Annotated in this window: 11 protein-coding genes; 3 read left to right on the plus strand and 8 right to left on the minus strand. The window is 67.9% G+C overall.

Annotated features, from left to right (window positions below):
* Nucleotides 1-165: 165 nt before the first annotated feature.
* From ACQHI0_RS18745 to ACQHI0_RS18755, 3 genes are all read right to left on the minus strand, one after another.
* The gene (locus ACQHI0_RS18745; protein WP_427903160.1) at nucleotides 166-2439 is read right to left on the minus strand and encodes a polyribonucleotide nucleotidyltransferase; all 2274 of its coding nucleotides are present in this window, start codon (nucleotides 2437-2439) and stop codon (nucleotides 166-168) included.
* A gap of 429 nt (nucleotides 2440-2868) precedes the next feature.
* Nucleotides 2869-3138, minus strand: a complete 270-nt coding sequence (rpsO, locus tag ACQHI0_RS18750; RefSeq protein WP_056811493.1) for a 30S ribosomal protein S15 — start codon at nucleotides 3136-3138, stop codon at nucleotides 2869-2871.
* 127 nt (nucleotides 3139-3265) lie between these two features.
* Nucleotides 3266-4234, minus strand: a complete 969-nt coding sequence (locus ACQHI0_RS18755; protein ID WP_427903161.1) for a bifunctional riboflavin kinase/FAD synthetase — start codon at nucleotides 4232-4234, stop codon at nucleotides 3266-3268.
* A 94-nt stretch (nucleotides 4235-4328) separates the two neighbouring features.
* Here ACQHI0_RS18755 and ACQHI0_RS18760 point away from each other — a divergent pair, with 94 nt between their 5' ends.
* Nucleotides 4329-5090 (plus strand): metal-dependent transcriptional regulator, encoded by a 762-nt coding sequence (locus tag ACQHI0_RS18760; protein WP_427903162.1) that lies wholly within the window; start codon nucleotides 4329-4331, stop codon nucleotides 5088-5090.
* Nucleotides 5091-5111: 21 nt separating this feature from the next.
* Here ACQHI0_RS18760 and ACQHI0_RS18765 read toward each other — a convergent pair whose 3' ends face one another.
* Both ACQHI0_RS18765 and ACQHI0_RS18770 read right to left on the minus strand, forming a co-directional pair.
* Nucleotides 5112-5954 (minus strand): hypothetical protein, encoded by an 843-nt coding sequence (locus ACQHI0_RS18765; protein WP_427903163.1) that lies wholly within the window; start codon nucleotides 5952-5954, stop codon nucleotides 5112-5114.
* A gap of 198 nt (nucleotides 5955-6152) precedes the next feature.
* Complete coding sequence (locus ACQHI0_RS18770; protein WP_427903164.1) at nucleotides 6153-7268, minus strand: LuxR C-terminal-related transcriptional regulator; 1116 nt, start codon at nucleotides 7266-7268, stop codon at nucleotides 6153-6155.
* A gap of 237 nt (nucleotides 7269-7505) precedes the next feature.
* Here ACQHI0_RS18770 and ACQHI0_RS18775 point away from each other — a divergent pair, with 237 nt between their 5' ends.
* Nucleotides 7506-8963, plus strand: coding sequence for an FAD/NAD(P)-binding protein (locus tag ACQHI0_RS18775; RefSeq protein WP_427903165.1), 1458 nt, complete (start codon nucleotides 7506-7508; stop codon nucleotides 8961-8963).
* A 41-nt stretch (nucleotides 8964-9004) separates the two neighbouring features.
* On the opposite strand, the gene truB is transcribed toward ACQHI0_RS18775, so the two are convergent.
* The 3 genes from truB to ACQHI0_RS18790 all read right to left on the minus strand — a co-directional run bounded on the left by truB (nucleotide 9005) and on the right by ACQHI0_RS18790 (nucleotide 11702).
* Nucleotides 9005-9919 (minus strand): tRNA pseudouridine(55) synthase TruB, encoded by a 915-nt coding sequence (gene truB / locus ACQHI0_RS18780; RefSeq protein ID WP_427903166.1) that lies wholly within the window; start codon nucleotides 9917-9919, stop codon nucleotides 9005-9007.
* A gap of 11 nt (nucleotides 9920-9930) precedes the next feature.
* A complete protein-coding gene (npt, locus tag ACQHI0_RS18785; protein WP_427903167.1) occupies nucleotides 9931-10602 on the minus strand; it encodes a 4'-phosphopantetheinyl transferase Npt in 672 nt (223 codons plus the stop codon).
* A gap of 158 nt (nucleotides 10603-10760) precedes the next feature.
* Entirely contained in the window at nucleotides 10761-11702 is a 942-nt protein-coding gene (locus tag ACQHI0_RS18790; protein ID WP_427909219.1) for a metallophosphoesterase family protein, read from the minus strand.
* 167 nt (nucleotides 11703-11869) lie between these two features.
* On the opposite strand from ACQHI0_RS18790, the gene ACQHI0_RS18795 reads away from it, so the two are divergent.
* Nucleotides 11870-12721, plus strand: a complete 852-nt coding sequence (locus ACQHI0_RS18795) for a TerD family protein (RefSeq protein ID WP_427903168.1) — start codon at nucleotides 11870-11872, stop codon at nucleotides 12719-12721.
* Nucleotides 12722-12748: the final 27 nt, after the last annotated feature.

Consider the following 12748-nt stretch of genomic DNA (forward strand, 5'->3'; position numbering starts at 1 on the left):
AAAATCTCGATACCGGCGAGTATTTACTGTGTCCGACCACACTATGTGAAATAACGTTGCACCAACGTTGCATCAACGTGACCCAGGTCACGAGAAGTCCGGAGACGACGAAGCCCCCGCCGTGCGAACGGCGGGGGCTTCGGCAGTCAGGTGGAGCGGCGACGCTTACTCGGCGTCGGGGGTGGTCTCCTCGACGGCAGCCGGCTCGGCGGCGGCCTCGTCTTCGACCGGGACGAGCGAGATCTTGCCGCGGTTGTCGATATCGGCGATCTCCACGCGCAGCTTGTCGCCGACGTTGACCACGTCTTCGACCTTGGCCACGCGCTTGCCGTTGCCCAGCTTGGAGATGTGCACCAGACCGTCGCGGCCCGGCAGGAGCGACACGAACGCACCGAAGGCGGTGGTCTTGACGACCGTGCCGAGGAAGCGCTCGCCGACCTTGGGCAGCTGCGGGTTGGCGATGGCGTTGATCATGTCGATCGCGGCCTGGGCCGAGGGCCCATCGGTCGCACCGACGAACACAGTGCCGTCATCTTCGATGGAGATGTTGGCGCCGGTTTCCTCGGTGATCTGGTTGATCATCTTGCCCTTGGGCCCGATGACCTCACCGATCTTGTCGACCGGGATCTTGATGGCCGTCACGCGCGGGGCGTAGGGGCTCATCTCGTCGGGATCGGTGATGGCCTCGGCCATCACGTCCAGGATGGTGGTGCGGGCGTCGTGCGCCTGGTTCAGCGCACCGGCGAGCACCTGCGAGGGGATGCCGTCGAGCTTGGTGTCCAGCTGCAGGGCGGTGACGAAGTCACGGGTGCCGGCAACCTTGAAGTCCATGTCGCCGAAGGCATCCTCGGCGCCGAGGATGTCGGTGAGCGCGACGTAGCGGACCTCGTCCTCACCCTTGTCGTTGGTGATGGTGTCGGAGACCAGGCCCATGGCGATACCCGCGACCGGCGCCTTCAGCGGCACACCGGCGTTGAGCAGCGACAGCGTCGAGGCACAGACCGAACCCATCGAGGTGGAGCCGTTGGAGGACAGCGCCTCCGAGACCTGACGGATGGCGTAGGGGAACTCCTCCTGCGAGGGCAGCACCGGCATCAGCGCACGCTCGGCGAGCGCGCCGTGGCCGATCTCGCGACGCTTCGGCGAACCGACGCGACCGGTCTCGCCGGTGGAGAACGGCGGGAAGTTGTAGTGGTGCATGTAGCGCTTGGAGGTCTCCGGGCCGAGCGAGTCGACCTGCTGCGCCATCTTCACCATGTCGAGGGTGGTGACGCCCATGATCTGGGTCTCGCCGCGCTCGAAGATCGCCGAACCGTGGGCGCGCGGGATCACGTCGACCTCGGCCGACAGCTGGCGGATATCGGCCAGGCCGCGACCGTCGATGCGGAAACCGTCGGTGAGGATGCGCTGGCGAACCAGCTTCTTGGTGACCGAGCGGAACGCGGCACCCAGCTCCTTCTCGCGACCGGTGAAGTCCTCACCCAGACGGGAGAGCACCTCGGCCTTGATCTCGTCGATCTTGGTTTCGCGGGCCTGCTTGTCGGCGATGCTCAGCGCCTGGTTCAGCTCGACCTTCGAGGTGCCCTCGACAGCCTCGAACACGTCGGGACCGTACGGCGGGAAGAGCGGGAACTCCTGGGTCGGCTTCGCGGCCAGCGCGGCCAGGTCGGCCTGGGCGCGGACCAGGCGCGCGATGAACGGCTTGGCGGCTTCCAGACCCTCGGCCACCACGGCCTCGGTCGGGGCCTGCGCACCGTCTTCGATCAGCGCGATGACCTTGTCGGTGGCCTCGGCCTCGACCATCATGATGGCGACGTCGCCGGTGTCGGTGACGCGGCCCGCGACGACCATGTCGAACACGGCGCCTTCGAGCTGCTCGACGGTCGGGAACGCGACCCACTGGCCACCGATGAGGGCGACGCGGACGCCACCGATCGGGCCGGAGAACGGGATGCCCGAGAGCTGAGTCGACGCCGAGGCGGCGTTGATGGCCACCACGTCGTAGAGGTCGGCCGGATTCAGGCTCAGGACCGTGACGACGACCTGGATCTCGTTGCGCAGACCGTCGATGAAGGTCGGGCGCAGCGGCCGGTCGATCAGGCGGCAGGTCAGGATCGCGTCGGTGGAGGGGCGGCCCTCGCGACGGAAGAACGAGCCGGGGATGCGGCCCGCGGCGTACATGCGCTCTTCGACGTCGACCGTCAGCGGGAAGAAGTCGAACTGGTCCTTGGGGTGCTTGCCCGCGGTGGTCGCCGACAGCAGCATGGTCTCGTCGTCCAGGTAGGCGGCCACGGAACCCGCGGCCTGCTTGGCCAGACGGCCGGTCTCGAAGCGGATGGTGCGGGTGCCGAAGCTACCGTTGTCGATCAGCGCGACCGATTCGAAAACTCCGGGCTCGACCTCGACCGCAGTCGAAGGGCGTTCAGTTGTCTGCGTCATATTTTCTTCTCTCGACCTCTCGTCTCGCTGGTCGCGCTGCCGTTTCCAGGCGTACTTTTCCCCTGGTGGGCGCGAACCCAGCTGTCGTCAGCCGTACCGGACACGGACACGTGGAAACCCTCCTGGCGTCCACGCGCAGCACCCGGCCGTGTCCCCTTGGCTGAAACATTCCACGCTGGAACATTCCACAAATAGGGCAACGCGGAGGCGATCATCGATCGAAGCCCGACGGCGGCGAGAACAACGCCTGCCGAAAGGCCACTACCGAAGACCGACGCCACGCGGACGGATGCATACGGCTGTCACATGTTGTAATGCAGCCGGGAACCCGATGGTCCCCGAATACACGAATAGCCAACGAGAAGAAGTGTACTTCTTCTCGTTGGCCAGGTGTCGACCGCCTCTACGAGGAGGCGTGTCTGATTCAGATCAGCGACGCAGACCCAAGCGCTCGATGAGCGAACGGTAGCGGTTGATGTCGTTGGCCTGCAGGTACTTCGACAGGCGACGACGACGACCGATCAGGGCCAGCAGGCCGTGGCGGGTGTGGTGATCGTGCTTGTGCTGCTTCAGGTGCTCGGTCAGGTCCGAGATCCGCTTCGACAGCAGCGCGATCTGCGCCTCCGGCGAGCCGGTGTCGGTGGGGTGCAGGCCGTACTCGGCGAGGATTGCCGACTTCTGCTCAGTGGTCAGCGCCATGTGGCTCGACTCCTATTTTTCAGTTCCGCGCTCGAAGGTCCGGTTACCCGGGATGGGCGCCACCGCGGACCGCAGCAAACCCGAGGAGCCACTTTACCGGACGCTCGAACGCGCTACCGAATCGGCCTTAGGCATCGGCGGCGGTGAGTACCTTGCGCGCGGCCTCGACATCGCGGCCCATCGCCTCGACCAGATCGTCGATGGTGTCGAATTTGCGCATCCCGCGCAGTTGTTCGACGAAATCGACACCGACGTGCTGGCCGTAGAGGTCGGCCTCGCCGTCGAGGACGAACGCTTCGACGGTCCGTGAGCGACCGGAGAACGTGGGGTTGGTGCCGACCGAGATCGCGGCCATCGCGCGCTCGCCGGGGGCGGCCTGACCGATCGTCGGGCCCGCGCCGAGCACGGTGAACCACCCCGCGTACACCCCGTCGGCCGGGATCGCGGCGTGCATCGGCGGGGCGACGTTGGCGGTCGGGAAACCGAGCCCGCGACCACGCCCGTCACCGTGCACGACGACACCTTCGACGCGATGGGGGCGCCCGAGCGCCTCGGCGGCGGCGGCCATATCCCCCGCGTCGACACAGGCGCGGATATAGGTGGAGGAGAAAGTGACGGCGTGTTCGCCGAGCAGGGTCACCCCGTCGACCTCGAAGCCGAACCGCTCGCCGAGGTCGCGCATCGTGTCGACGGTGCCTGCGGCCTTCTTGCCGAAGGTGAAGTTGTCGCCGACCACGACCTCGGTGACGTGCAGGCGCTCGACCAGCAGGTTGTGGACGTATTCGCCCGGGGTGAGCTTCATGAATTCCTGGGTGAACGGCATCACGCAGAAGACGTCGATCCCGAGTTCCTCGGCCAGCTCCGCGCGGCGGGTCAGGGTGGTCAGCTGTGCGGGATGCGAACCGGGTCGCACCACTTCCATGGGGTGCGGATCGAAGGTCATCAGGACCGAGGGAACGCCACGCTTGTCCGCCGCGGCGACCGCGCGGCTGATCAGCTGCGCGTGCCCCCGATGTACCCCGTCGAACACGCCGATCGTGAGAACGCAACGCCCCCAGTCCGCGGGCACGTCGTCGAGACTTCGCCATCTCTGCACAGAGCGAAGCCTACGCAAAGCGGTGCGCGAACAGAATTCCGGTGTGAGGCGGATCGCCGGTGCGCCGTTCGTCGATGTGTCATTCGGGCCAGGGATGCCTAACATTGGTGATGTGCCAGCCAAACGAGATGTCGCGACCCGTAGCGCGCTGACGCAGCCCGCCGAGCAGGCCGAACTCAGCCCCACGATCGCCCCGGAACTGTCGGCGGTGGCACAGGATTATCTGAAGGTCATCTGGACCGCCCAGGAGTGGTCGCAGGAGAAGGTGTCGACGAAACTGCTGGCCGAGCGGATCGGCGTGTCGGCGTCGACGGTGTCGGAAGCGGTCCGCAAGCTCACCGACCAGGGGCTGGTCGAGCACGCCCGCTACGGCGCGATCACCCTGACCGAACACGGCCGGCGCGCCGCGGTCGCGATGGTGCGCCGCCACCGGCTGATCGAGACGTTCCTGGTGAACGAACTCGGCTACGGCTGGGACGAGGTCCACGACGAGGCAGAGGTCCTCGAACACGCCGTCTCGGACCTGCTCATGTCCCGCATCGACGCGAAACTCGGCCATCCCGACCGCGACCCCCACGGCGATCCCATCCCGTCGGTCGACGGTGCCGTTCCCACTCCGCCCGCCCGCCAGCTCAGCGACTTCGCCGCGGGCGAATCCGGCCGGGTGGCCCGCATCTCCGACTCCGACCCCGCCATGCTGCGCTATTTCGACTCCGTCGGGATCGCCCTCGACACCGCCATCGCCGTCGAGGAGCGCCGCGATTTCGCCGGCACCATCGCCGTGCGCATCGCCTCGGCGGACTCCCCCACCGAACTCGGAACCCTTGCCGCCGAAGCTATTTGGCTCACCGCATAGCTCACGCGAGGTGGTTCCGGATCAGCAGTTGAAGTAGGCGCGGAGGCGGTCCGGTACGCCATCGGCGGAGGCACTCGACCAGCAGGTGTCGTGGGGAAACCGGACGTAGGTGGTCCAGGTTCCCGCTGTGCGGGTGATGACGCGCTGGTTGTCGCCCGGGGTGTCCCAGCGGATGACGGCCCATTGCCCGTCGCAGTCGGGGATGGTGGCGGCGGGTCCGGGATCGACGCCGAGTTCGGTTTCGATCGTGGATTCGGCGCAGGCGGGAGCCGGTTCGGGGGTGGTGTCCTGGAAGCGGAGTTGACCGGTAGCGGTGCCGCCCGGGGTGAGCAGGAACAACGTGTGCATCCCTTCGGGAACAGGATTCGTTCCCAAGGGCGCGCTCATCCCGAAGCGATAGCAACCGATTTCGGTGACGAAAGCCGCCCGGCCTTGCTCATCGGTGACACCGTCGCGACGCAGCGTTTCCACCGTCTCGCCGACGGGGATGTCGTTGCTCGCCGGATCACACGGCTGCTGCAGCGAAAGGTGTACCGGCACACCGGGAACGGGAATCCCGGACAGGGTCACGGTGTTCAGGACGACCGTACCGGTCGCGAGTTCCGGCGGCCGGGCGGTGGCCGCCGGAGTGGTGGAGGCAAGCGCGGAATTCGACTGGCCGCCGGCAGAAGTACCGGACGGCGGACCGCCGGGTACAACGGCCGGAGCCGCGCTGGGAGTGGCGACCGATATCGGTGCGGAACTCGCGATCGTCGGGCGCACCGAACTCGGTGCCGACGTCTGCGGATCACCGCCCCCGCAGGCCGCGAGCAACAGCGTCGCACCGGCGACGACGCCGATCCAGGTCTTCCCGATCGCGGTCATGGTCTGCCCTCCGACGCGCAAGCTGTACAACCTCGCTATCGCCCGATCCGAGCAGGTCGTTAACTCTGCGTCCACCACCCCTGACACCCGGCCGGTTCCGCCACCGCAATCCGGTGACTCGGCATCTGGCAGGCCGGATGATGCCGGGTACCCCGACGTGGCGCCCTGTTCGATTCGGTGGGGTCCGACGCCAGGAGCTCAGCTCGCGCGGCCGTCGAGGACACGGAGCGTGACCGATTCGGCCGCCGGTTGCCGGTATTCGGTGAACAGGGCCGCGACGAGCTCGCCACGGCTGGTGACACCCGTTTTGTCGAAGATGGATTTCACGTGGTCGCGCACGGTGTGCGCGGAGACGAGCAGGTGCCCGGCGATGGCGGCGGTGGACAGCCCCGCCGCGATCAGTTCGGTGACCTCGAGTTCGCGGCGGGTCAGTTCATAGGCCGCGACCACGAGTGCGGCGACGTCCGACGGGGTCGCGTGTTCGATCACCAGCGCCGTCGTACTCGGTTCGCCGTTCGCGTCGCGCAGGCACGAGGCGTGGCAGACGAGCCACTGCCCGGTCAGGGTGCGGATGCGAATGCGGGCGCTGTCGCCGGTGAGGCGTGCGCGTCCGGCGGTACTGAGAATCCAGACAGGCAAGGGCAATGCGAGACCGGCGGCGGTGGTGGTGGACGGGCCAGGCGGCATCAGCGCGAGCAGCTCACGGGCCTCGTCGTTCACCGAGAGCAGTGTGCCATCGGCGCCGAACAGGAGCAGACCGGGTGCGTGGTTGCCCTCCGAGCTCGCGGTCGAAGGGCGGGCGAAACCGCGCAGGCGGCGGGCCATCGGGGCCGAGAGTGTTTGCAGCACAGCGATATCAGCCGCGGCGAACGCCGCCCTGCCGCGTTCCCGGAACAGACTGACCTGGCCCCAGCCCTGCCCGTCCACCCGCAGCACGGCCCGCAGCTCGTCACCGAAACCGCGCGGCCGCATGAAGTTGCGATACAGCGGGCTCAGTGTCGGCCGGTCACCTGTCACCGCGCGCAATCCGGCCACCGGCACCGGCGCCACCGCGAGATCGCGGAACAGGTTGACGTGCTCGGCGAACAGCTCCGACTCCCAATAGATTCCACATCCGCCCTCGTGCAGGTTCTCCACCCGCACCGGCGCGGTGGTCAGCCCGTTGACCGGATCGGTGGCCACCCACACCGCCGCGTCGAAATCCACCGCCCGGCGCAGTCGGGTGGAGGTCTGCGCGAACAACTCGTGCGCGTCCGGCGCGGCCGCGATCCCGGCGAGCAGAGCGGTCATCGAAGGTGCGGCCGGGGCGGTCATGCACCTCATTGTCGTCGTGTTCCACAGCCGAGGCCATCCCGCAATCGGGGGGTCGTGCCGCGCGGAGACCGCCGACGCAGGCCACACGCGGCGGTGGAGAAGCGGCGGCCCGCATCCCGCAAACGCGGGATTCCACTGCGGCCCGCACGCGAGCACGCTGATCACGGAGCGTGCACGACGCTGTGCACGCCATCGAATGAGATTGCGCGGCAATGCCGTCCGACGACAGGAGTCGACATGCGAATCGGGATCATCGGCGCGGGAGTGGCCGCGGTGGGACTGCTCGACGCGCTCGCTCGCGCCGAAGCAGCGCCGGGCACGATCACGGTATTCGAGGCAACCGCGGCAGTCTGGCGCGGTCGTGCCTACCAGCACGACGTGCCCGCGGTGCGGGTGAACGCCCCGCCCGGGTTGATGTCGGTGCGCGCGAACGATCTCCGACATTTCGAACGGTGGCTGACGCGGCAACCGGAGGCGATGCGCTTCCTCGACCCCGGATTGGGGCAGCCGATCGTGCCACGCGCGATGTACGGGGAGTACCTCGAACACGCGGCGCGGACGTCGATCGCCCGGCTGCGGCGCGACGGGTGGCAGGTCAGCGTCGTGAACGACCGAGTCACCGGGATCGCCGAGGGCAAGCTGCGCACCGAGGGCGGTGTGACGCATCCCGTCGATCGCGTGGTGCTCTGCGTCGGCAGCGGCCGACCCCGCGATCAGTACGGGCTGACCGGAGCACCCGGCTATATCGACGAGCCGTACCCGCTCGCGCACTCCCTCGCCGAGGTCGACCCCGAAGCTCGGGTCGCCGTGATCGGCAGCGGCCTGACCGCCGTCGACATCACCGCGGCACTGACCGCCAACGGCCATCGCGGGCCGATCACCCTGCTCTCGCGCAGCGGCATCCTGCCGTTCGTCCAACAGCGGCCACGACCACTGGCACCGCGGCACCTCACGCCGGCCGCCGCGCTGGATCTCGCCGCCGGCGGTGTGGTCTCGTTCACCGATGCGGTCGCGCTGCTGCGGGCCGAATTGGCTGAACTGGGTGAGAATTTCGAGGAGTTCGCCGCCGAGATCCGCGACACGGGCACCGAAGACCCGGCGCGACGGCTGCGCCGCCAGCTCACCGAGGTCGATTCCACCCTGCTCGGTCGACGCCTGCTCACGATGGCGATTCGTACGATGGGCCCGATCCTGTGGCCCGCACTGACCGACGCCGACCGGATAATGTTGCGTACCACCCATTTCCGCACGATCAGCAGCCTCAGCTCACCCATGGTCCCGCACAATGCGGAAATCCTGCTGCGCCTGCTGGATTCGGGTCAGGTCCGGTTGCGCACCGGAATCACCGCGATCACGGCGGCTGAGACGGAGTTCACGATGACCGGCGAATCCGCATGGAACGCCGATGTCGTGATCAACGCCGTCAACCCGCCCGCCTACGTCACCCCGCAGGACACGGAGTCACTGATCGCCGACCTACTCGATAGTGGCGCAGCGGAATTCGCGCCCACCGGCGGCCTGCTGACATCCGCAACGCCCGTCGGCGGCTGGCACGTTCTCGGCAACCTGGCCGCGGATTCGATGTTCATCGCCACCAACCCACCCGGGCTCGCCGCCGAAGCGGCAAGGCTGGCCGACCACCTGACGAAGGAGACCGGCCTACCTCAACCGGCAGCGCCGATGGTGAGCATCTGATCTCCGCGGCCGTGCGGGATGGCCGACACCGAGCACGCCGGTCAGTCGCCGATCCCCCTTGGCCGCACCACCATCACCGAGCCCGCACGCTTACCGCTCTCCTCGAGCAGCGCGATGGCCCGGCCGCGTGGGTCGATGGCGGCGTAGACGCCCTTGATACCGACGGGTTCCAGCCAGCGACCGGTGCGCAGGTCGGTGGCCTGGGATTCGTCGATGTCGCGCAGCGGGAACGCGGTTTTGACCGCCGCGTCGACGTCGAGACTGAGCAGGGGCTCGTCGGCTTCGGCGGCAGCCGCGAGTTCTTCGAGTGTCCGGGCGTGCTCGAGCGTGAAGGGGCCGACCCTGGTGCGGCGCAACGCGGTCAGGTGGCCACCCACGCCGAGCGCCGCACCGAGATCCCGGGCCAAGGCCCGGATGTAGGTGCCGGACGTGCACTCGACATCCACGTCGAGATCGACGAACTCCCCGACATCGCGGCGGGCGAGGACGTCGAACCGCGACACTGTGACCGGCCGGGCGGCCAACTGCACCTCTTCGCCGGCACGCACGCGCGCATAGGCCCGTTCGCCGTCGACCTTGATGGCGCTCACCGTGGCGGGCACCTGCTCGATATCGCCGGTCAGCGCCGCCACACCGGCCGCGATCTCGTCGTCGGTGACGTGCAGCGCGGGCGTCGTCGCGGTGACTTCCCCCTCGGCGTCGTCGGTGTTCGTGGCTTGGCCGAGCCGGATCGTCGCGGTGTAGGCCTTGGTGGTGAGCAGCAGCTGGCCGAGCAGTTTCGTGGCCCGCTCCACCCCGAGCACCAGCACACCGGTGGCCATCGGGTCGAGCGTGCCCGCATGCCCGACCTTCTTGGTCTGCAACAGCTTTCGGCCGCGCGCCACGACATCGTGGCTGGTGAGCCCGCTGTCCTTGTCGACGATCACGAGACCGCCCAGCTCGCCGACCCGCGACACGCGCGCCGCCATCAGCCGTGCGCGATCGCGGTCAGGATCAGCCCGTCGGCGATCAGCCAACTGCCGTCGAACTGCGTCAGCGGGGCGCCGCCGTCGTTCGTCAGACCCGGCACCAGCAGCTTCGTGTGAAAGGTTCCGGAACCGGAATCCGAGGTGCGGGAATCTATCTCGAACGTGATGTGGGCGTCCTCGAAACCGAGCCAGCGCAATGTCAGCGGGAACCAGGCCTTGAAGGTGGCTTCCTTGGCACAGAACAACAGGCGATCCAGGTGCAGGCCCTCGCCGTCCGTGTCGGACAGCCACTTGCGTTCGGCGGGCAGGCTGACCGAATCGAGCACGCCCTCGGGCAGCGCGCCGTGCGGTTCGGCATCGATGCCGACCGAACGAAAACGCAACGCGTGCGCCATCGCGGCGGCCCGGTAGCCGTCGCAATGGGTGAGGCTGCCGACGATGCCACGGGGGAACAGCGGCATGCCACGCTCACCCTTACCGATCGCGACGGGCTGCTCACCGAGCTCTTCGAGCGCGAGGCGAGCGCAGTGCCTGGCGCCGATGAAATCGCGGCGGCGCTTCTCGACGGACTTGGCGATGAGGTGCTCTTCGGCGGGATGCGCCGTCAAGTCCTCGGGAAACACCAACAACTCCGCCGAAGCCACACTCCGCGGCAAAATCCTCTCCAGCAAGTGCTTGTCCGCCTCTCCGCGTATTCAGGCCAGACTCAGGTGCCGGTTGGGTCAGCGTCGGCGTCTGGCGGTACCGGGTGGGCGGGGATTGCTCGTACCCGGTGAGTTACCGATGTGCTTACGAAATCAGGTGGTGGGATCTCGTGCAAATTCACTGGTCAGATACCTCGGCGGCGGTCGGATTTGGCTCGCATTTCGGCGGCTGCGGCTTCCATCTCCGGTGTCACCTTGAAGTGGCCGCCCCAGGCATTGAGGTCGCCCTCGGCGTATTCGGGGTCGGGGAGGATCTGTCGCAGTAGGGGGTCGGGCATGCCTCGGCGTTTCCATTCGCGGGGGTAGCCGAGGGAGACCTCTTCGAAGCGGACGCCGTCGTAGTAGGTGGTGCGGGGGATGTGCAGGTGGCCGTAGACCGAGCAGACCACGTTGTAGCTGGTGTGCCAGTCGGCGGTCAGGTCGGTGCCGCACCACAGCGAGAACTCCGGGTAGAACAGGATGTCGGTGGGCTGGCGGACCAGGGGGAAGTGGTTGATCATCACCAGCGGGGTTTCCGGCGGCAGGGCGTCGAGGCGGCGCTGGGTGTACTGGACGCGGGCGTGGCACCAGGCGTCGCGGGTGAGGTACGGGTCGGGGGTCAGCAGGAACTCGTCGGTCGCGACGACATTGCGTTCGCGCGCCAGCGCCAAACCCTCCGCCTTGGTCTTCGTGCCCGCCGGACGCCACGAGTAGTCGTACAGCAGGAACATCGGGGCGAGGGTGACCCCGCCGCCGTACTTCTCGGCACCCGAACCCGTCCACACCGGGAACGGGTCCTCCGGCGTCACGACATCGAGGTCACGGCACATCGCCACGAGATAGTCGTAGCGCGCGGCCCCGTGCATCTGCACCGGATCCTTCGGCGTCGTCCACAGCTCGTGATTGCCCGGCACCCAGATCACCTTGGCGAAGCGGCCGCGCAACAACTCCAGCGCCCACCGCACCTCCTCGGCCTTCTCCCCCACGTCCCCGGCCACGATCAGCCAGTCCTCGGGCGAATCGGGCACGATCTGCTCCACCACAGGCTTGTTCCCCTGATGTCCCACATGCACATCGCTGACCGCCATCAACTTCGGAATCACCTGTCCACAGTGGCACACCGACCGCCGAGCGGTGCGCGAGCACCCGCCACAGACCGCGCCCGCCTCCCCGTGAACGGTTAGGATTTCCCGGATAACGTTGTGTCACTGCAATTCTGGGGGATCTTGTGCTGTTGGCAAAAGGGGGCAACTGTGTGCTGCCCGAGGGACGGGTCGAGGTTGAGCCCGGCCTGTTGAACGGCTCGCTTCCGCAGCTGTTCGCGGTGTGTCTCGACGACACCGGTCGGCTACGCGCGGCAGGCGACCTGGTTGTCCCCGGTGGGGAACGCTCGACCGACGGTGCGGTCGAGGTCGAGGAGGGTGCGGTCCGGGTCGACCCGAATCTGGTCGACCCGGCGATCGCCCGGGTGGTGGTCGTCGTCAGCGCCGGCGAGCGCGGGTTCGCCGGCCGCGAGATTCGGACCGTCGTGCGGGCCGGCAGCACGGAGATCGTCGCGGTGAGCAGCGGATTCTCGGCGGAGAAGCTCGTCATGCCGGTCGAGCTGTATCGCCATCAGGGGCGATGGAAGGTTCGCCACCTCGGCGAGGGCTACGCGAACGGGATCGTCGGCCTCGCGCACGACATCGGACTAGCGCTGCCTGCGCAGCCCGACCTCGGCCCTCGATCCGCGAACGCGACGACAGGTTCAGGTCGATCGACGCCGGCCGCAGGCCCAGCCGTGGCGCCCGCGGCGCCCGGCGGCGAACCGCAGACACCGGGCGCACGGATCGCCGGTGTTCTGATGGGCCTCGCGATCTTGCTGTTCTTCGGCGCCCTCGCCTTCATCAGCCTGCCCGAGTCCGGCGATGCCGGCGTCAAGTGCGGCACCGAGGTGATGGATGCCGACGATGTGTGCGTCACCGACAACACCGTCCGCCACAACCGCGACGAACAGGAAGATATCAACCAGCGAGGCGATTTCCTCGGGCTCTTCTGCTTCGTCCCGCTCGCGCTGGTCGGCGCCGCCGTCATCTACGGCTCGGTGAAGAAGGACTCGCCCGGCTAGCCGCGCTGGAGCGCCCCGGCTCCGGCG

Origin of the sequence: Nocardia sp. FBN12 (assembly GCF_050320175.1) — a bacterium.
Classification (GTDB): domain Bacteria; phylum Actinomycetota; class Actinomycetes; order Mycobacteriales; family Mycobacteriaceae; genus Nocardia.

Coding starts and splice junctions, on each gene's coding strand:
- ACQHI0_RS18760 (WP_427903162.1), top strand. CDS start 4,329: ATGCCTAACATTGGTGATGTGCCAGCCAAACGAGATGTCGCGACCCGT.
- ACQHI0_RS18775 (WP_427903165.1), top strand. CDS start 7,506: ATGCGAATCGGGATCATCGGCGCGGGAGTGGCCGCGGTGGGACTGCTC.
- ACQHI0_RS18770 (WP_427903164.1), bottom strand. CDS start 7,268: ATGACCGCCCCGGCCGCACCTTCGATGACCGCTCTGCTCGCCGGGATC.
- rpsO (WP_056811493.1), bottom strand. CDS start 3,138: ATGGCGCTGACCACTGAGCAGAAGTCGGCAATCCTCGCCGAGTACGGC.
- ACQHI0_RS18765 (WP_427903163.1), bottom strand. CDS start 5,954: ATGACCGCGATCGGGAAGACCTGGATCGGCGTCGTCGCCGGTGCGACG.
- ACQHI0_RS18745 (WP_427903160.1), bottom strand. CDS start 2,439: ATGACGCAGACAACTGAACGCCCTTCGACTGCGGTCGAGGTCGAGCCC.
- ACQHI0_RS18790 (WP_427909219.1), bottom strand. CDS start 11,702: ATGGCGGTCAGCGATGTGCATGTGGGACATCAGGGGAACAAGCCTGTG.